Raw genomic sequence first — 19,219 nt, forward strand, 5'->3', positions numbered from 1 at the left:
GGCGTGAGCGAAACACCCCCGTCAAACGTCGTTGAGCTTTCTGTCTCCGAACTCGCAGGGGCGCTCAAGCGCACCATTGAAACGACCTATGATCATGTGCGTGTGCGCGGTGAGCTCGGTCGCGTCACGATTGCGCGCTCGGGCCACATGTATGCCGACATCAAGGACGACAAGGCTGTCCTGAATACGGTGATGTGGAAGGGCTCCGTGCAGCGCCTTCCGTTCAAGCCGGAGGAAGGACTGGAGGTCGTCGCGGAAGGTCGGCTCTCGACCTATCCAGGGCGATCCAACTATCAGCTCATCGCCGACTTCATGCGCCCAGCTGGCGCTGGCGCGCTCATGGCGCTTCTCGAAGAGCGCAAGAAGAAGCTCGCCTCTGAAGGCCTGTTCGATGAGCGGCACAAGAAGCCACTTCCCTTCCTGCCAAGAACGGTCGGCGTGGTGACCAGCCCTACGGGCGCTGTCATCCGCGATATCCTGCACCGTATCCGGGAGCGTTTTCCGGTGCGTGTCATTCTCTGGCCAGCTCTGGTGCAGGGCGACCGCGCCGCCGCGCAGATTGAAGCGGGTATTCGGGGATTCAACGCTATGCCAGAGGGCGATCGTCCCGACGTGCTGATTGTCGGTCGTGGCGGCGGCTCCATAGAAGACCTCTGGCCCTTCAACGAAGAAAACGTCGTTCGCGCGGCATTCGAGAGTAAGATCCCTCTTATCTCCGCAGTCGGCCATGAGACCGATACCACCCTCATCGACTTCGTGTCCGATGCGCGCGCGCCGACCCCTACGGGCGCGGCAGAGATTGCGGTGCCGGTGCGCTCTGATCTGATGATGGCGATTGAAGAGCGCGCGCAAAGCCTGACCCGGGCCCTGTCGCGCCGGGTTCGCCATGACGCTGACCGGCTAAGGGCCTCACGCCTGCCGAGGCTTGAAACCCTCATCGCGCAAAAGCGCCAGAGCCTCGACTATCTGGACGCAGGCCTACGCGGCGGGCTCTCTAGCGCCATCAAGTCAAAGCACATCGAACTCGCGCGTACAGGAAGCCGCCTGCGCACTGATCCGCTTAGCAAGGATGCGCGCGATGCCCGCCGTCGCCTTCTGGACACGGCCAAGCGCGCCCGCCCCGCACTGGAACGCCTGATCGATACGCGAAAGCAACGACTCACGGCTGGCGCGAATTTGCTGGAAGCACTCTCCTATCAGGCGACGCTGGCCCGAGGCTTTTCCGTCGTGAGGAATGCAGACGGCGCAATTCTACGGACGTCGAAAACCGTCTCAACCGGCGACCATCTCAGCATCACGCTGAGCGACGGCTCGGTCGACGCTTCGGTGATCGAAGGCGAGACAAAGTCGGCCAGGAAGTCCGAGCCAAGCGCCGCCAAACCGAAGTCCCCTCCAACACCTTCAAAGCCTGCCAAGGAACCGCCGCAGGGCGATCTCTTTTAGGGGCTAGGCGCTGGCTGGCTTCACCTTGAGGCCGTTGCCTTCAGTCCCATCGACGATGACGGACGCACCCGTGTCCGGATTGCTGCCGTCAGTCGTCTCGGCAGGCCACTCAGTGTCGCCAAGCCGCACCCTACCCTGCCCATTCGCAAAAGCAGCGATCACGGTGGCGCGCTGACCAAGCGTGCGGCTCATCAGCCGGTTCAGGGTTGGATGTTCGGCAACCTTCTTGCGCATGTTGGCAAAGACTTTCCGTCCAAGCACGACAAGCCCAACAGCCGCGACGGCAAAGAACAGGAACTGCCCCTGCCAGCTATGGCTACCAATGATTGCGAACGCCGAGAACACTGCCGTAGCACCGGCCGCAATCGAGACCCAGAGCAGGTCGAACGTGCCAAGCATCGTCTCGATCGCGAGGAGGACCAGCGCCAGGACAAGCCAATGCCAGGCGCTGAGAGGCCAGATCAGGTCGATGAGTGCGTCCACGACTACTCCTCCCGCCTGCGGGTAGTTGGGACAGCGCCGCCTGAGTTGGCGGCAAGCGACTTGCCCGCGCTCTCGGTGAGGCCGCGGATCCCCTCAATTGTGCCGAGGATGGAGCTGAACTCGGCCGGGATGATCACGGTCTTGTTGCTCTGGGACGTTGCAAGCTTCTCGAAGGCCATCACGTATTGCTGGCCGAGGAAGTAATTGATCGCGTTCACATCGCCCTTGGCGATAGCTTCAGAAACCATGGCAGTCGCTTTTGCCTCCGCTTCGGCTTCGCGCTCACGTGCTTCAGCGTCGCGGAAGGCGGCTTCGCGGCGGCCCTCGGCCTCAAGGATTTGGGACTGCTTGGCGCCTTCGGCCTTGAGAATGGCAGACTGCTTGTCACCTTCCGCAGTAAGGATCTCTGCGCGCTTCAGGCGCTCGGCTTTCATCTGGCGGGCCATGGCCTCAGTGATGTCAGCCGGCGGCGTCAGGTCGGCAATCTCAATCCGCGTCACCTTTACGCCCCACGGGTTCGTCGCGGCATCAACAACTGAAAGAAGCCGCGCATTGATCTCATCCCGGTTCGACAGGACTTCATCGAGATCCATCGAGCCGACCACCGTCCGGATGTTCGTCAGGGACAGGTTCTGGATAGCATTCTGGAGATTGTTGACCTCATAGGCCGCCGAAACCGGGTCGATCACCTGAATGAAGACGACAGCATCACATGACACCATCGCATTGTCCTTGGTGATCACTTCCTGGGTTGGAATGTCGAGCACGCTTTCCATCATGTTCATCTTGCGGCCAACGCGCTGATAGAATGGAATGATGAAGTGAAGTCCGGGCGATAAGGTATTGGTATAGCGACCAAAATTCTCGACCGTGAAATTATATCCTTGCGGCACGACCTTGATGGCCGAGACCAGCACGATGAGCGCGACTGCGGCAATGACGATGACGACGATGACAGATGGTTCCATCCAGGCTCTCCTCCTTAACCTAGGACTGATATCGGGGCGTTTTCATCGTTTTTCAATAAGAATAAATTCAAAACGGCGCACACCTCGAAGGTATGCGCCGCTTATAGACCGAGTCAGCTGTCTTGCTGATCTAAATTCGGTTCAGAGCTGGCCGAGAAGATAGTCGGCCGAAGACACTTTGAACTCGCCGCCATCTTCGACATTGAGCTGCTCAACGACGCCGTCCTTGACCAGCATGGAATAGCGCTTGGACCGCTCACCCATGCCAAAGCCGCTGGCGTCCATCTCGAGGCCCATGGCTTTTGCGAAAGCGCCATTGCCGTCTGCCAGCATACGGACCTTGCCGCCTGTCTTGGCTGACTCGCCCCAGGCGTTCATGACGAAGACGTCGTTGACCGACGTGCAGACAATGTCATCGACGCCCTTGCCGTGCAGCTCTTCGGCTTTCTCCACGAAGCCTGGCAGGTGCTTGGCTGAACAGGTTGGTGTGAAAGCACCTGGAACGGCGAAGAGCGCGACGGTCTTGCCCTTGAAGATGTCGTCGGTCTTGCGGGGCTCGGGACCATTGCCCGTCATTTCCATCAGGACCGCGTCCGGAAGTTTATCGCCTTGCTTGATCGTCATTGAATTTCTCCTTGCGAAACTGCTCGCTTCTTATGCAAGTGCGGGCAAGCTTTCAATCGAACCTTGATAAATCACCGGGCCTGAGTCAGCTTTCAGCCAAGGAAAGGTGACCAGATCATGATGAGCGATCTGACTGGCAAGCTACTGATTGCCATGCCCTCAATCGGAGACTCGCGATTTTCACGGTCGGTGGTGCTCGTCTGCGCGCACGAACCTGAATATGCGATGGGTATTGTCCTAAACAAGCCGATTGATGACCTCACGCTGCCCCAGCTCCTGTCGCAGCTTGGCATCGAGCAGGATATCAAGATCCCTGACAGCGCCGTGCTGAATGGCGGCCCAGTCGGGACTGATCGGGGCTTTGTCGTTCACACGGATGACTTCCATTGTGAGGGGGCCACGCTGGCCATCAATCACGACTTCTGCCTGACGGCGACGCGAGATGTGCTCGTCGCCATCGCGTCGGATGATGCACCACGCGAATCGATCATGGCACTCGGCTATTCCGGCTGGGGGGCTGGACAGCTCGAGACCGAAATTGCGGAAAATGCCTGGATCGTCAGCGAGCCGATCCCGGATCTTGTCTTCGGGCCAAGCCACGACTCCAAATGGTCAACAGCGCTCAAACTGATTGGCATTGATGTCGCGCGGCTGCACAGCGCAGGCGGTAACGCCTAGCCGGCTAGGCTTTCAGGAGCTTGCCGGCCTGCACCGCCGGAAGCGGCCTTGAGAAAGCAAAGCCCTGCACGAAGTCGAAACCAAGCGACTTAAGAAGTCCAACGGTCTCCAGATCTTCAACGCCTTCAGCCGTCGTGCTCAAGCCAAGTTCATGGGCAAGTCCGGTTACTGACTTCAGAATGGTCTGCATCCGCGGGCGCTCAAGCTTTCTGATGAGGTCCGCATCCACCTTCAGACCATCCGCAGGCAGAGCTTCCAGCCATTCAAATGACGAATGCCCAGTGCCGAAATCATCAAGCACGACGCCCGCCCCGGCATCCTTGAGGGCTTCAACCGTTCGCAGAGCCGTCTCCGGATCACGAAGCGCTGCCTGTTCCGTCAGCTCTACCCTTAACTGGCCGGGCGCAAAGTCATGTCCGGCGATAAGGTCACCGACCAGCGCGACAAGTGATTCTTCGGCAAGGTCTGGTGCGGTCACGTTGACGTTCACGAAAAGGTCACGGCGTCCGCTCTCCCTGATCCATGACGACAGGGCTTCGCTCGCCCGCATCAACATGGAGGTCGCAAGCCCCCTGTCTTCGGGGCTGTAGGGATGGCCAGCACTCGCCCGTGGCCATCGCGCCAGCGCTTCGAAACCGCCGATCTCACCTGATTTCAGCGATACGATTGGCTGGAATGCGGCCTCAAGCTCTGCACCTGACGGATCGGCCAGCCATTCTTCTGCCTCGCCCCGGCGCATCAGAACGCCTGCTGCCGATCCATCCGCATGGAACCGGCCAGTCAGCGTCAGCGATTTGCCTGTCGACAATTTGAGGCGGCAGGACACCGGCTCATCAATCGGTGTCGGGTCGGTAAAAAGCTGATGAAGCCTCTGATGGCTGAGACCGACCAGCACCTTCGAAATGGACTGGAGCGTCCATACGCCGTCTATTTCCTGGTACCCTGCTGACGCATCAACATCGATAGAGAGGCGCATGGACTGCGCATCCCAGGACCATTCGCCTAGCGTAAGAGGGTCGGCCGACAACATTGGACGGAACCTAGCCTCATTCGCAGACGCTGGCGAGCGTCAGTCGCGGCGATTTTCAAGGATGTAACGACGGACGTCCGAGACGTCGGAAGAGAGACGCTCGAAGCGTTCTACACGGTCTGCGAGGCCCGCGACCCGGTCTGGAAGCGGACAAGCCCGGCCAACGGCGTCCTTCACAGTTTCAGGAAATTTGGCCGGGTGCGCCGTTGCCAGGACCACGTCAGTCACGTCTCCTCTGACGGGCTTGCGCCGGGCGACGTGCGTGCCGACCGCTGTGTGCGGACAGATAAGCCAGCCCGTCTCGTTATGAACCTTGTTCATCTCTTCCAGCGTCTCTGCATCAGAAACAGCAGCCGCAGAGAGACCACTACAGCCCAACGGGCCGGAGATACGGTCGGGAAGATCAACTGCCCCGGATTGGGCGAAACTATCATAAAGCCCCCGGATCAGCTCCGGATCACGGCCACTCACCTCAAAGGCAAGCCGTTCGAAATTGCTTGGCACAGAGATGTCCATGGCCGGGCTTGGCGTTGCGAGCGCGGGCTTGCGCAGCATGCGCCCCTCCTCGAACAGGACGCGCAGCGTGTCGTTGCCATTGACGGCGCACACTGCCTCAAACCCTGAAAGAAGACCGCAGCGTGAAGCCACATAGCCGGCCAGAGCGTCGCCCATATTCCCGCTTGGCACAATGAACCGGAGCGAGCGGTCGGCACCCACAGCCGCCTGCGTTGTCGCATAATAGACGGCTTGCGCCGCGATCCGCGACCAGTTGATAGAGTTTACCCCTGACAGGTAGGTCTGATTGACGAAATCACGATCGGCGAACAGGGATTTGACGATAGCCTGACAGACATCGAAATCGTCATCGATCGCAATGTTGTGGACATTGTCCGCGCCTGTCGTCGTCATAAACAGGCGCTGAACCGGAGAGACGCGCTCATACGGGTGAAGGATGAAGAGGTCGACCTGTGAAGCCCCTGCAAAGGCTGCAGCCGCGGCACCGCCCGTATCGCCTGATGTGGCGCAAGTGACGCTCATGCGAAGGCCACGGGCAGAAAGAACCTCATCGAACAGCTGAGCGATCAACTGCATGGCGACATCCTTGAACGCAAGCGTCGGCCCGTGATGAAGCTCCATGATGAAGCGGTTCGAACCCCACTGAACGAGCGGGGCGACGCTCTTGTGCGAGAACCCCGAATAGGCCCGTTCGCAAATGCCTTCGATGGTCGTTTTTGAAAGCTCATCGCCGGCGAATGCAGCGATCACACGGCTGGCGACAGAAACATAACTCTCGTCGGCGATTGCGGGCGCGATGGCCGGCCAGCTTTCAGGCACATAGAGACCGCCATCGGGCGCCAGTCCCGAAAGGCATGCGTCTACGAAACCTACCGGCTGCGCCTGTCCACGCGTGGAGATGAATTTCACGATTTGCCTCCGAACTTCAGCCGCCCCTGGGCGCGATGGAAGGCGATGTAGACCCCGATCAGGCCGACCGCCATTCCCCACCAGGTGAGCGCATAGCCGAAGTGGCGTTCGGGCGGCAATGGGTCCCGCCCGGTCAGCATGGCATAAGGATTTTCTGTTGTCCGCGAACGAGACGTGTCCGTGGCGAGTACGACTCGCATCGTATCCGGCTCGACGACGCGGCTATCTTCCTGCGTGTAGCCGAGATTGGCCAGCATGGAGGCTGCGTTGAACCCGTACCAGAGATCACGCTCCGGCTTGCTGGAACCGGCCAAACCGCGTGTCTGGGCCGGGCGCTCAAAAGCATTTGCACGCCCCTCAAAGTCGGAGAGGCCTGCAATTCTAAGCGGTACGGGATCCGTTCCTGCGACTGCATCCCAAAGGAGGAGCACAACTGGCCCTTCGCCATTGATGCGTCCCGGCACATATCGCCGCCAGATCGCTTCGCCATCAACGATGCCGTAGACCTGCTGCGCATTGCCAGGATTGGCCGTGTCGACCTCAACGCTGATTTTCTCGAAGGGATCGTTCTCGACCTGCCCTTGCGCCTTCTTCTCGCTGTAGCGCGCATACTGCCAGTTCCCGAGCAGAACGAGGATCACAAGGCTCACGATCGTGAGGACCGTCAGGAGCGGCATAGGTCGAAAAGTCATGAGGAGTGTCCGTCTGAACCGGTCCACCTGACCTCTTCAGCATTATGCTTCCATTGCAGCGCGAACATGATCGACTTGAAGGGTCGCAACAGCCAGGCCCCAAGCAGAACAATCAGCGGCGTCCAGACAATGGCATGGACCCAGAAAGGCGGCGCAAAAACGATCTGCACCAGCAGGACCGGAGGCATGATGATGATTGCCAGGATGAACATGACAAAAAATGCCGGGCCGTCACCGGCATCGGCCTTGGAGATGTCCGCGCCGCAAGCTGTGCAGCGCGGCGCTATTTCCAGAAAGGATTTGAAGACCGGGCCTTCACCGCAAGCCGGGCATCGACAGGCGAGCCCGGCCTTAATCGGTGAAACATTGCCAGCCAAGCAAACCTCCTAGTGGCCAAGCACCAGGTAAGGAATGACGTAGACAAAGGCGAAGAGGAACAGCCACACGACGTCAACGAAGTGCCAGTACCAGGCCGCGAACTCGAAGCCGAGATGCTTCTTGGCCGACATGCCGCCCGTCATCAGACGAATGAGGCAGACCGCAAGGAAGATCGTTCCGATGACGACGTGCGCACCATGGAAACCGGTCGCCATGAAGAAGGCTGAGCCGTAGAGCGTGCCGTCATAGCTGAAGCCAGCATGCGAGTATTCGAGAACCTGAAGGCCCGTGAAGAAGAGCCCCAGGAGGACCGTGATCGCCAGCATGTTAATAGCCGTCTTGCGGTTGTCGTGCTGCAAGGCGTGGTGAGCAGCCGTAACCGTCGTACCCGAAAGCAGCAGGACGAGCGTGTTCATCAGCGGCAGGTGGAACGGATCGAAGAGCTCGACGCCTGCCGGTGGCCACTGGCCGCCAACAGCCTGAAGGGCCTCGGCATATAGCGGGTTCGCGACGTCGAAGGTCTCGCCAACCCGGGCGCCGTGGAAAATCGCGAACTCGAAGAAGCTCCAGAACCATGCGACGAAGAACATGATCTCCGACGCGATGAACAGAACCATACCATATTTCAGGCCAATGGAGACGACAGGCGTATGATCGCCTTCCTTGCTCTCCTTGATGACCTGGCTCCACCAGCCAAACATGACATAGCCGACGAAACCGAGGCCGATCAGCATCAGCCATGGTGAGCCTTCCGGGATACCAAACAGGCCCTTCATGTAACCAACGGCGCCAATCGCCAGCACGATCATCGCCATCGACCCCAGCAGCGGCCAGGGAGATGGGTTCACGAGGTGATAGTCATGTTTCACTTCATCATGTGCCATTGCCCGGAATCCCTATCATCCATCAAATTCTTCGCGCCTTTTAGCCCGCAGGCCAATGGAGTCGCAACCGTCTAGTTAAGTGCCGCCGATTTCGCCGCACCCTGAAAATTGTCCGTCTCGTAGAAGGTGTAGGACAGGGTGATTGTCCGCACATCTGCGAGATTGGAGTCTGCGTCCATTTCCGGTGAGACGAAATAGACAACTGGCAGCTTCTTGGTCTCGCCCGCTTTGACGATGCGTTCCTCAAAGCAGAAGCATTCCAGCTTGTTGTAGTAGATGCCAGCCCTGTGCGGCGTCACATTGTAGGACGCCATAAGGCTCACATCATGATCCGACGTGTTCGTGACCTCGAAAAAGGCGAGGCCGTGCTCGCCGAGGTGCACATCCATGCCAGTCTGCAGCGGACGAAACAGGACGGGCGCATTCATCACGTTTGAATCGAAACGCACATTGACCGTCCGGTCCAGGATTTCTTCGGGTGCAGCTTCGGCTACCTGCGTCGTTCCGCCAAAGCCCGTTACGCGGCAGAAGGTGTCGTAGAGCGGCTTCGACGCGAAGGCGAGCCCCAGCATGCCGAGCGCAGCGACACCGGCGCCAAGAGCGATTGTCCGGTTGTTCATTGTTCACTCCCCTCTTCTTCAGAGCGAGCGTCATCACCCGCAGGCAGATCAGGCATTGGCTGACTGTTGCTTTGCGGAGGATTGCTCCAGTAAAAGCCGCCATCCGGGCCGAGCTCGGAGTCCGCGAGCCGCACAACAGTGGTTACGCCGACGAGAATGACAAAGGCAAACAGGGCAAGCGCCAGCCACCAGTTGCGGCGCTTCTGCGCCTGGCGGGCTTCATCATCCAGCGGAGGTGGCGGGGTTTGCTGTTGTTCGGTCATGATAGTCCCGGCACCGCCATATAAGCCCCGAAGCCATGCTCAATGATCAGCGCAGCAAAAAGCAGGAAGAGATACAGGATGGAGAAAGCGAATAGACGCTTGGCTGCTTTCGCACCCTCTGGCTGCACCGGCACTGCACCAGCATCGCTGCGCCAGACATCAAGTGCCAGCTTGACGAAAACAACGCCAAGAACAAGCGCGGCCACAGCGTAAACAAGACCACCCAGGCCGGTCAGCACTGGCGCGAGGGCCAGCGGCGCCAGAAGAAGCGTGTAAGCCATGATCTGGTTACGGGTCACCTTTGCGCCATGGGTCACAGGCAGCATCGGAACATTCGCCTTCTTGTACTCACCATGCGCGAGCAGGCTGAGCGCCCAGAAATGCGGCGGCGTCCAGAAGAAGATGATTGCGAACAGAAGCCATGCATCAAGCGGTGCACTGCCCGTCACAATGGCCCATCCAATGACCGGCGGGAACGCACCCGCAGCACCACCAATGACAATGTTCTGAGGTGTGCGACGCTTGAGCAGCATCGTGTAGAACCAGCCATAATAGGCGATTGAAAGCGCAAGCAGCGCAGCGGCTACGGCATTCGAGGCCAGCCACATCAGGAGAACGGAAACACCGCTCATTACCAGGCCGAGCGCAATTGCTTCGTCACGCGGCACAGCACCAGACGGAATGGGACGTGTGGACGTCCGCTTCATAATCGCGTCGATATCGGCGTCGTACCACATATTGATGGCGCCAGCGGCGCCGGATCCAAGCGCAATAGCAAGGGTGGCGATGGCAGCCATGAACGGATTGATCGCTTCGCCCGTCACGCCGACCGCGCTGACGAGACCGGCAAGTCCGGTAAAGACCACAAGCATCATGATGCGCGGCTTCATCAGCTGCACATAATCACCCGCGGTCGCATAGCGCGGCGCGTCAGGGGTCATATCAACTGTATCGACATGCGACATCGGTTTCATGTGCTCCATCAAGATGGAAACGGCCCCTCGCGACACTGAACGCGAAGGGCCGCTCTGTTTCAGTCCTTCAACGGCCCTTTAGTGGTGGCCTTGCGGCTTCACTTCCGGCAGCTCGTTGAACTGGTGGAATGGTGGCGGCGAAGGCAGCGTCCATTCCAGCGTCGTGGCACCTTCGCCCCACGGATTGCTGACACCTTTGCGGCGACGGACAGCGGCCTCAATCACGCCAACGAAGAAGATCAGCGTCGCGACGAGGGTCACTGCGTAGCCCATCGACGACCAGAAATGCCAGGTCGAGAAGGCGTCGGCATAGTCGATATAGCGGCGTGGCATGCCGTTCAGGCCGAGGAAGTGCTGCGGGAAAAAGAGCAGGTTCGAGCCAATGAACATCGTCCAGAAGTGCGCGTAACCGATGCCCTTATTGTACTTCACGCCGAACATCTTCTCGAACCAGTAGTACCAGCCAGCGAAGAGACCAAACACGGCACCGAGCGACAGCACATAGTGGAAGTGGGCAACCACGTAGTAGGTGTCGTGAAGGATGTGGTCGATGCCTGCGTTTGCGAGCACAACACCGGTCACACCACCAACGGTGAAGAGGAAAATAAAGCCGATCGCCCAGACCATAGGTACGGAGAAATCGATCGAGCCGCCCCACATCGTTGCGATCCAGGAGAAGATCTTGATGCCGGTCGGCACCGCGATGACCATGGTCGCAGCCACGAAGTAGGCCTTCATGTCAGCAGGCATACCGACAGTGTACATGTGGTGAGCCCACACGATGAAGCCGATCGCACCAATCGAGACCATTGCGTAGGCCATGCCGAGATAGCCAAAGACCGGCTTGTTCGAGAAGGTCGACACGATGTGGCTGATGATGCCGAAGGCCGGCAGGATCATGATGTACACTTCCGGGTGACCGAAGAACCAGAACAGGTGCTGGAACATGATCGGGTCGCCGCCGCCGGACGGGTCGAAGAATTGCGAACCGAAGTTACGGTCGGTCAGAAGCATTGTGAGTGCGCCAGCGAGCACCGGCAGGGCCAGGAGCAGCAGGACAGCGGTAACCAGCATCGACCAGGCGAACAGAGGCATCTTGTGCAGGGTCATGCCCGGCGCACGCATGTTCAGAATGGTCACGATGAAGTTGATGGCGCCAAGGATGGAAGCGATACCCGCGGTGTGCAGCGACAGGATCAGCAGGTCCATCGAAGGACCAGGGTGACCGGTTGCACTGGACAGCGGCGGATAGAGAACCCAACCACCACCAAAACCAAGGAACTCGCCGGTGCCCGGGATCAGCATGGAAATGCACGCCATGACGAAGGCGGCCACGGTGAGCCAGAACGAAATATTGTTCATGCGCGGGAACGCCATGTCCGGCGCGCCGATCATGAGCGGCACGAACCAGTTGCCGAAACCACCGATAAGCGCCGGCATCACCATGAAGAAGATCATGATCAGGCCGTGATAGGTGATCACGACATTGTAGAAATGCTTGGCATGCTCAATGGCCTGATCGCCTGAGTAGCCAAAGAATTCCATCAGGCTGGTGAGCGGGCCGATGCCCGGCTGCGCCAGCTCAAGACGGATAATGCCAGAAAGGGTGTAGCCAACAATGCCTGCTATGATCGCAAAGACGAGGTAGAGCGTACCGATGTCCTTGTGGTTGGTCGACAGGAACCAGCGCGTAAAGAAGCCCGGCTTGTGGTCGTGGGCGTGATCGTCATGGACGGTCGAAACTTGATCCATTGCCATGTCAGAAATCCTCTTGGGTTCTACTCGGCGCGGGCAAGACGCGTTTCAGCGCCTGCTCGGTCGGAATTGCTTGCAACTTGAGCCTGGTCCAGCGCACCGAATGCGCCTTCAAAATCACCAGAGCGAAGGGTCGAAATCCAAGTGTCGTAAGTCGCCTGATCAACAACGCGGACTTCGATCGGCATATAGGCATGGTCCTTGCCGCAAAGCTCGGAGCACTGGCCGTAATAGGTGCCTTCTTCCTCCACCAGGAACCAGCCTTCATTCAGACGGCCGGGCACGGCATCGGTCTTCACGCCGAAGGCCGGAACAGTCCAGGAGTGGATGACGTCTGACGCGGCGGTCTGATAACGAATGTAGCGGTTGACCGGCAGCACGAGCGGATAGTCAGTCGACAGGTTACGTGGGCCGCGAGAAGCCTCCGTGTCCTGGTCTGAAGACAGACCACGCTGCAGCGGGTTCGACACGAACTCTACCGGGTAACCACCACCGTCGAGCTCATCCGGGAAGGAATAGGTCCAGTTCCACTGATTGCCTTGGGCCTTGACCGTGATCCAGCCTTTCGCTGCTGCGTCAGGATAGATGTTCGGATCGTCGCCTTCTGCAGTCGCGATCGCCTCAAGGTCTGGCTGGTTTTCCTGATAGAACAGGTTCGAGAAAGACGGCCCAGCAATCGCAACGAGGATCAGCACAGGAACGACAGTCCAGACGATCTCAATCGGCGTATTGTGGCTGAATTTCCGGGCAACCGGATTGGCCCGCTTGTTGTACTTGATGCAGACCCAGACGATCAGCGCCAGCACAAACAGGGTAATCAGCGTGATGATCACCAGCAGGTAATTGTGAAACCAGTGCAGACGCTCCATGATTCGCGTCGCGGCAGCCTGAAGATTTATTCCGCCTTCCTCAGGTACAGCGGCGTAAGCTGCAGCGCTGAAAGGAAGGATCGAAAGAAGAGCGACGAGAAAACGCACAACCCGACTCCTTGGTAATTATTCGAGCCTTGCAATACCCCCCGTCAGGAGCCGCGTCCACCCGCCCCTTCAGCAAAATCAAATATGTCGCAGCAGCTTCGCTTTGTCTTCACGCAGCGCTATATTGGCTGTCATCTAAAGGGAGGTATCCGGCATGTTACGTATCTTTCTAACCGGCTCAGTCGCCATGTTCGCAGCCGCGACAGCAAGCGCGCAGGTCTTCGTCGTAGGCGGTGGCCTGGCCCGTGAATGCTACGACGAGGCCCAGAGCGGCAATTATGTGTTCCGCATTGCAGAGCAAACCTGTTCACGCGCCTTGCGTGAAGAAACGCTCACGCGGGAAAACCGCGCGGCGACCTATGTAAACCGCGGCGTCCTGCGCATGCGTGAGGGCGAATACGAAGAAGCGCTCAGCGATTATGCGAACGCAACATCAATCCTGCCAGACCTTGGGGCGGCATATCTGAACGAAGGCGCCGCACATATCTATCAGCGCAACTTCTCCGATGCGCTCGTCTCACTGAACCGCGCGATCGAGCTGAACACAAATGACATGTTCGCAGCTTATTATAATCGAGCCATTGCGCGGGAAAACACGGGCGATGTTCCCGGCGCCTATTTCGACTTTCAGCGGTCGCTGGAGCTGAAACCCGGCTGGGACCTTGCACAGCGCCAGTTGAGCCGATTTGAGGTTCAGGAGCAGTAACTCTCCCCTGCCCGCTTGCAGGCTGAGCGGCGAATGGCCATTGTCTTCATATGCTTGAAACAGATCTTCCGTTCGACCGCTCAGAAGCGACCCGTATCCTGGCAGAGGCCTGCGAAGGGGCTGATGACGGCGACATCTATGTCCAGCGCGCGCGCTCTGAAAGCTTCATGTTCGACGATGGCCGGCTGAAGTCTGCTGCCTTCGATACATCGCAGGGGTTCGGCCTGAGGGTGGTCGCCGCAGAAGCCAGCGGCAATGCACATGCTGGCGAACTGACGCTCGACGCGATTCGCCGCGCTGCGCAGACTGCCTCGGCGGCCAAGCGCGGCTACTCTGGCTCCCTCGCAGCAGGGCCAGTTCCGACGAACCGAAAGCTCTACCAGCCTATCGACCCGACGGAAGCGCCCGGCTTCACGGTGAAGACCGGCCTGCTCGCCGAAATCGACGCCTGGGTTCGCGCGAGAGACCCACGCGTCGTTCAGGTGTCGGTCTCTCTCGCTGGCAGTCATCAGGAAATCGATATCCTGCGGCCTGCGGGTGAAACCTTCCATGACGTCCGCCCCCTCGTCCGCCTGAACATCGCTGTCACCCTGGAAAAGAATGGTCGCCGCGAATCGGCGACGTCTGGTGCGGGCGGCCGCGCCGAATATGAAGAGTGGATCAAACCGGAGCGCTGGCAGGCAATGGCTGAACGCGCGCTTCGAAAGGCGGAAATAAACCTCGATTCTATCCCTGCTCCTGCAGGCGAGATGGAAGTCGTCCTCGGCCCGGGTTGGCCAGCCGTGCTGCTGCACGAAGCTGTTGGCCACGGCCTTGAAGGCGACTTTAATCGCAAACAGACCAGCGTCTATTCCGGCAAGATCGGCCAACAGGTTGCGGCCAAGGGGGTCACCGTCGTCGATGACGGCACGCTCGATGCGCGGCGCGGGTCACTCTCTTTCGATGATGAAGGCACGCCAACCCAGCGCAACGTCCTTATCGAGGACGGCATCCTGAAAGGCTACATGCAGGACCGCCAGAACGCCCGCCTGATGGGCATGGCGCCCACGGGCAATGGACGTCGCGAAAGCTATGACGCTGGCATCATGCCGCGTATGACAAATACAGTCATGCTTGGCGGCAAGGATGATCCGGACGAGATCGTCAAATCCATCAAGCGTGGTATCTGGGCTGTCGACTTCGGCGGTGGCCAGGTCGACATCACGTCAGGCAATTTCGTATTCCAGTGCACCGAAGCCTATCTCGTCGAGAATGGCGAGGTGATCGCACCGGTGAAGAACGCGACCCTGATCGGCCACGGCCCGACAGCACTCAACAAAGTGTCCATGATCGGCAATGACTTCGCCATGGATGACGGTGTCGGCACCTGCGGCAAGGCCGGGCAGAGCGTCCCGGTTGGCGTCGGCCAGCCGACGCTCAAAGTCGATGCGCTTACAGTGGGCGGTGCAGGCTAGGAAACGGCGCGCTCGTCGCAAGGGTTGAGACCACTCGTATCGACGCCATCGTGCTCTTCTCCCAGCATATACATCAGCGGATAGACCACGTTGAACCGCGGCATAGCACGGCCGCCGACCCGTTTGGGCTCGAACCGAGCAAGTGAAACGGCCCTTTTGGACTGGTAGCAAAAGATCGGCTGGGTGCAGGAAGTTGTAAGGCTAAATGTGTAGCCGTTTTCGTCGACGGAAAACCTGACCTCGCAATAGCCCTCGATGCCGAGCATCTGAGCCATGGGTGGGTAGCTTGGCACGGGCGGCAATATGGGCTGCGCGTCCCCATCAGCATCGCTTTGAGCGTGAACAGTTGCACCCAGGGCAACGACACTCATTGCTAACAAAGCACCTCTGATCATCCCATCGCCCTCCTGATACCTGCGCAGGCTATGACCCTGGGGTTGAGCTGGCAAGACGCAGAAAGATCGACTTTATAAGAAATATCCCCGCGAAGTTGCGCCTCGCGGGGATATCCAAAAAGGCTAGCTAGTCTTGTCGCCTAGCTTTGCGTCCGGTCCATTGAGACACCAGACGGATCCACTTCGGCGCGGCGTTCCTTGTCGCCTGGGCCGTGGCTGCGCTCTGCATGCTTGGTCAGGTTGCGAAGCCATGGGCTGAGCAGGATCAGTACAACACCGAGACCGACGGCCGCGCCGCCGAGTTGAAGGTAAACCGCGTTGTATGCTGCAAGGCTTTCTTCAGCTGGTGCGCCTTCAGGTACTTGTGTCGCTTGGGCGATACCCGCTGCGATCACGTTCGCGTAAGAGGAAGCGAGGAACCAGTAGCCCATCATGAAGCCGACGATCTGCTTGGCCGACAGCTTGGTCACAGCAGAGAGGCCAACGGGCGACAGGAAGATCTCACCCGTCGTGTGAAGCAGGTACATCAGCATGATGAACAGCACCGAGATGCGAAGCGCACCGTCGGTGTCCGGCACAGCGGTCTGGATGCCCAGATTGAGCACGAAGAAACCTGCACCAATCTGCACCATGGCGAGACCGAACTTGATGAAGCTGTTCGGCTCAATCCCGCGATTGCCGAGCCAGGTCCAGAGAACCGCGATCAGCGGAGCAAAATACATAATGTAGAGCGGGTTGGCTGATTGAAGGATCGGCGCCGGGAAAGGCTCGCCCCCAACCTGGTTGTCGACGTGCGCCGCTGCGAAGAGGTTCAGCGATGTCGGCCCTTGGTCGAAGAGCGCCCAGAACAGAACCGACGACACCGTCAGTATGAGGAGGCCGATCATCGCATTCCGGGTGTCGGACTCCAGCTTGATGAGCATATAGATGACAATACCGAGCGTCACGACGAGGAAAACGACGTGCATGGCGAGTGTCATGATGCTGGCAATCTGCAGCAGGAAGAAAGCTGCGAGCGCAAAGCCAAGACCTGCCGCATAGACCAGCCATTCGCGGTTGAGGCCTGCAAACACCGGGGTCTTCAGGTCGACATCTGCCGGCGGATCTGCGCGGCCTTCCAGCCAGCCCTGGCCCCAGACGAAGACGAGGAGGCCAGCCAGCATGCCGACAGCGGCAAGACCAAAGCCTGCCCACCAGCCGAGCGTCGCGGCAGCAAGTGCACAGAAGATACCCGACAGGAATGAGCCGAGATTGATGCCCATATAGTAAAGCGTGAAGCCCGAATCGCGCCGGCGGTCACCCTGGTCATAGAGGGCCCCAACGCAGGTCGAGATGTTCGGCTTGAGGAAGCCAACACCGGCCACGATCAGCGCGAGAGCGGCAAACAGGATGGTCGCGAAAAGCGGGTTACGCTCTTCTTCAAGCGTACCGGTGAGCGTCGTTTCAGCGCCGTCCTGCTGGAAGGTGACAATGCGTGTCGTCGAGCCTTCTTCAGGCTGCACGAAGCCATCAATGGCGATTTCCTCGCCGTCGATGACGATGAAACGGTCGCGCGTCTCGCTGTATTCCGGGCGCTCCAGCTCATAGACGGTGCCGTCAACATTGAGCGTCTCAGTCGCTGCCGGACCGTGCAGGCCCATCAAGCCGTGACCTGCCACAAGCAGGATCGCACCGAAGGTCACAGCCTTCCTGAACCCGATATACTTGTCAGCAAGCCAGCCGCCGAGGAGAGGCCCGAGATAGACCAGCGCCACATAGGCGCCATAGAGTGTCAGCGAGAAGCTGCTTTCGAACAGGAAGTGCCAGGTGAGATAGAAGATGAGGAGCGCGCGCATCCCGTAATAGGAAAAACGCTCCCACATCTCTGCGAAGAACAGGATGTAGAGACCCTTGGGATGTTTCCTGAGCTGCCACATCGTGAAACCGAGTGGCGGCACCGCCAGCAGCGACAATAGAACAGAAAACATCAGCTAGACCCTCAACCTCTCCACGCGTGATCGCACGCCTCGTCAGCGCACACTTTGATCACGCAGTTTGGTCTGGCTCAAGCAATGATGTGCCATTTGTAATCAGAAAGACGCAAAGGCCCGCTAGTAGGCCAGCGTTTCGAAGGCTGGTTCGACCCGCCTGCCCCATTCACCATGATAGAGCTCAAGCAGTCGATCAGCTGGCGTCAGCCCGCTTTCTGCAATCTCGTCCAGCTCCGCAATGAAGCCAGTCTCGTCGTCGCCAGAGCTATTGTACTTGGCGCGCGCCTTGAGACCATTCCGGCTGATAGCCAGAACCTGCTTGGCGAGGTCCTGAAGCGTTCCGCCGCCAGGCACCGGAGTGCGAAGGCCAAGGACCCGAACGGACTGACGCATGGCTTCGCGTTCTGCAGCGGTCCAGTCCTTCACCAAGTCCCATGCCGCGTCGAGCGAGCTTTGCTCATACAGGATACCCGTCCAGAAGCCGGAGAATGCGCAGAGCCGGCTCCATGGGCCGGAATCAGAGCCGCGCATCTCAAGGAAGCGTTTCAGGCGCACTTCCGGGAAAATGGTGGAGAGGTGGTCGACGAAATCGTCGATGGCCGGCTTCTCGCCGGGCAACAGGTCCAGCTTGCCATGCATGAAGTCGCGGAAGCTCTTGCCAGAGGCATCGAGATACTTGCCGCCGCGGCGGACAAAATACATCGGCACATCAAGGGCGTAATCCACATACCTCTCAAAGCCTGCGCCATCCTCAAACATGAAGGGGAGCATGCCGGACCGGTCCGGGTCGGTGTCGGTCCAGATATGAGAGCGATAGGACAGGAAGCCGTTTGGACGCCCCTCGGTGAAGGGCGAATTCGCAAAAAGTGCCGTGCCCAGCGGCTGCAGAGCCAGCGACACGCGGAATTTCTTCAGCATGTCCGCCTCTGAGGCGAAATCCAGGTTCACCTGAACGGTGCAGGTGCGGAACATCATCTCACGGCCGAGGCGCCCGACCTTGAGCATATAGTCCCGCATGATGGCGTAACGGCCTTTTGGCATCATGGGCGTTTCGGCCATCGTCCACAGCGGTGACGAGCCCATGCCCAGAAAGCCGATACCGAGCGGGTCTGCGATCTCGCGCACTTCTTTCAGATGGTCGCCGACCTCGTTGCAGGTCTGGTGGATGTGCTCCAGCGGCGCACCCGAAAGCTCGAACTGACCGCCTGGCTCCAGGCTGACACTGGCACCGTCCTTCTTGAGACCGATGAGCAGCCCCGATTCGGAAATCGGCTCCCATCCGAACTTGTCGGCCAGGCCTTCGAGCATGGCACGGATCGAGACGTCGCCATCATATGGAAGCGGTTTCAACCCGTCGCGAATGAAGCCGAACTTCTCGTGTTCGGTGCCAATCCGCCAGTCGGATTTGGGCGCGCAGCCCTGCTCCATCCATTCGACGAGCTCTGATTTTGACTCGATACGCGGGGCGTTCTCGTCGATGTCTGACGTAGGTGTCGTCAT

Annotated in this window: 20 protein-coding genes; 4 read left to right on the forward strand and 16 right to left on the reverse strand. The window is 59.1% G+C overall.

The annotated features are described in order from the left end of the window. Positions 1-3 precede the first annotated feature (3 nt). A complete protein-coding gene (gene xseA / locus KUV46_14000) occupies positions 4-1,443 on the forward strand; it encodes an exodeoxyribonuclease VII large subunit (GenBank protein ID QYJ00433.1) in 1,440 nt (479 codons plus the stop codon). A gap of 3 nt (positions 1,444-1,446) precedes the next feature. Here xseA and KUV46_14005 read toward each other — a convergent pair whose 3' ends face one another. The 3 genes from KUV46_14005 to KUV46_14015 form a co-directional block, all read right to left on the reverse strand. Continuing rightward, positions 1,447-1,926 (reverse strand): NfeD family protein, encoded by a 480-nt coding sequence (locus KUV46_14005; protein ID QYJ00434.1) that lies wholly within the window; start codon positions 1,924-1,926, stop codon positions 1,447-1,449. A gap of 2 nt (positions 1,927-1,928) precedes the next feature. Beyond that, positions 1,929-2,894 (reverse strand): SPFH/Band 7/PHB domain protein, encoded by a 966-nt coding sequence (locus KUV46_14010; GenBank protein ID QYJ00435.1) that lies wholly within the window; start codon positions 2,892-2,894, stop codon positions 1,929-1,931. A gap of 141 nt (positions 2,895-3,035) precedes the next feature. Then, complete coding sequence (locus KUV46_14015) at positions 3,036-3,518, reverse strand: peroxiredoxin (protein ID QYJ00436.1); 483 nt, start codon at positions 3,516-3,518, stop codon at positions 3,036-3,038. A 117-nt stretch (positions 3,519-3,635) separates the two neighbouring features. Here KUV46_14015 and KUV46_14020 point away from each other — a divergent pair, with 117 nt between their 5' ends. Continuing rightward, on the forward strand, positions 3,636-4,196 hold the full coding sequence (locus tag KUV46_14020; GenBank protein ID QYJ00437.1) for a YqgE/AlgH family protein: 561 nt from the start codon (positions 3,636-3,638) through the stop codon (positions 4,194-4,196). 4 nt (positions 4,197-4,200) lie between these two features. Here the strand turns inward: KUV46_14020 and KUV46_14025 are convergent, their stop codons facing one another. The 10 genes from KUV46_14025 to coxB form a co-directional block, all read right to left on the reverse strand. Beyond that, positions 4,201-5,172: an EAL domain-containing protein gene (locus tag KUV46_14025; protein QYJ00438.1), complete on the reverse strand. Its 972-nt coding sequence runs from the start codon at positions 5,170-5,172 to the stop codon at positions 4,201-4,203. Positions 5,173-5,265: 93 nt separating this feature from the next. Then, positions 5,266-6,651, reverse strand: coding sequence for a threonine synthase (gene thrC / locus KUV46_14030; GenBank protein ID QYJ00439.1), 1,386 nt, complete (start codon positions 6,649-6,651; stop codon positions 5,266-5,268). Beyond that, a complete protein-coding gene (locus KUV46_14035) occupies positions 6,648-7,343 on the reverse strand; it encodes a hypothetical protein (protein ID QYJ00440.1) in 696 nt (231 codons plus the stop codon). The genes thrC and KUV46_14035 overlap by 4 nt, the downstream gene beginning before the upstream one ends. After that, positions 7,340-7,720 carry a DUF983 domain-containing protein gene (locus tag KUV46_14040; GenBank protein ID QYJ00441.1) on the reverse strand — a complete coding sequence of 127 codons (381 nt, stop codon included), beginning with the start codon at positions 7,718-7,720 and terminating at the stop codon, positions 7,340-7,342. The genes KUV46_14035 and KUV46_14040 overlap by 4 nt, the downstream gene beginning before the upstream one ends. A 9-nt stretch (positions 7,721-7,729) precedes the next feature. Beyond that, complete coding sequence (locus tag KUV46_14045; GenBank protein QYJ00442.1) at positions 7,730-8,605, reverse strand: cytochrome c oxidase subunit 3; 876 nt, start codon at positions 8,603-8,605, stop codon at positions 7,730-7,732. A 71-nt stretch (positions 8,606-8,676) separates the two neighbouring features. Then, the gene (locus tag KUV46_14050) at positions 8,677-9,225 is read right to left on the reverse strand and encodes a cytochrome c oxidase assembly protein (GenBank protein ID QYJ00443.1); all 549 of its coding nucleotides are present in this window, start codon (positions 9,223-9,225) and stop codon (positions 8,677-8,679) included. Next, positions 9,222-9,488: a hypothetical protein gene (locus tag KUV46_14055; GenBank protein ID QYJ00444.1), complete on the reverse strand. Its 267-nt coding sequence runs from the start codon at positions 9,486-9,488 to the stop codon at positions 9,222-9,224. The genes KUV46_14050 and KUV46_14055 overlap by 4 nt, the downstream gene beginning before the upstream one ends. Then, positions 9,485-10,453 carry a heme o synthase gene (gene cyoE, locus KUV46_14060; GenBank protein ID QYJ02415.1) on the reverse strand — a complete coding sequence of 323 codons (969 nt, stop codon included), beginning with the start codon at positions 10,451-10,453 and terminating at the stop codon, positions 9,485-9,487. Before cyoE ends, KUV46_14055 begins: the two co-directional genes overlap by 4 nt. Before the next feature lie 87 nt (positions 10,454-10,540). Further along, positions 10,541-12,214, reverse strand: coding sequence for a cytochrome c oxidase subunit I (gene ctaD / locus KUV46_14065; protein ID QYJ02416.1), 1,674 nt, complete (start codon positions 12,212-12,214; stop codon positions 10,541-10,543). Between the two features lie 26 nt (positions 12,215-12,240). Then, positions 12,241-13,167: a cytochrome c oxidase subunit II gene (gene coxB, locus KUV46_14070; GenBank protein ID QYJ02417.1), complete on the reverse strand. Its 927-nt coding sequence runs from the start codon at positions 13,165-13,167 to the stop codon at positions 12,241-12,243. Positions 13,168-13,348: 181 nt separating this feature from the next. On the opposite strand from coxB, the gene KUV46_14075 reads away from it, so the two are divergent. Both KUV46_14075 and tldD read left to right on the forward strand, forming a co-directional pair. Next, entirely contained in the window at positions 13,349-13,900 is a 552-nt protein-coding gene (locus KUV46_14075; protein QYJ00445.1) for a hypothetical protein, read from the forward strand. Positions 13,901-13,950: 50 nt separating this feature from the next. Next, positions 13,951-15,354 (forward strand): metalloprotease TldD, encoded by a 1,404-nt coding sequence (tldD, locus tag KUV46_14080; protein ID QYJ00446.1) that lies wholly within the window; start codon positions 13,951-13,953, stop codon positions 15,352-15,354. On the opposite strand, the gene KUV46_14085 is transcribed toward tldD, so the two are convergent. From KUV46_14085 to KUV46_14095, 3 genes are all read right to left on the reverse strand, one after another. Continuing rightward, positions 15,351-15,749: an energy transducer TonB gene (locus KUV46_14085; GenBank protein QYJ00447.1), complete on the reverse strand. Its 399-nt coding sequence runs from the start codon at positions 15,747-15,749 to the stop codon at positions 15,351-15,353. The genes tldD and KUV46_14085 overlap by 4 nt on opposite strands. A gap of 140 nt (positions 15,750-15,889) precedes the next feature. After that, positions 15,890-17,716 carry a peptide MFS transporter gene (locus tag KUV46_14090; GenBank protein QYJ00448.1) on the reverse strand — a complete coding sequence of 609 codons (1,827 nt, stop codon included), beginning with the start codon at positions 17,714-17,716 and terminating at the stop codon, positions 15,890-15,892. 123 nt (positions 17,717-17,839) lie between these two features. Then, on the reverse strand, positions 17,840-19,219 hold the full coding sequence (locus tag KUV46_14095) for a glutamate--cysteine ligase (GenBank protein ID QYJ00449.1): 1,380 nt from the start codon (positions 19,217-19,219) through the stop codon (positions 17,840-17,842).

Origin of the sequence: Thalassovita mediterranea (genome assembly GCA_019448215.1) — a bacterium.
Lineage (GTDB): Bacteria > Pseudomonadota > Alphaproteobacteria > Caulobacterales > Hyphomonadaceae > Henriciella.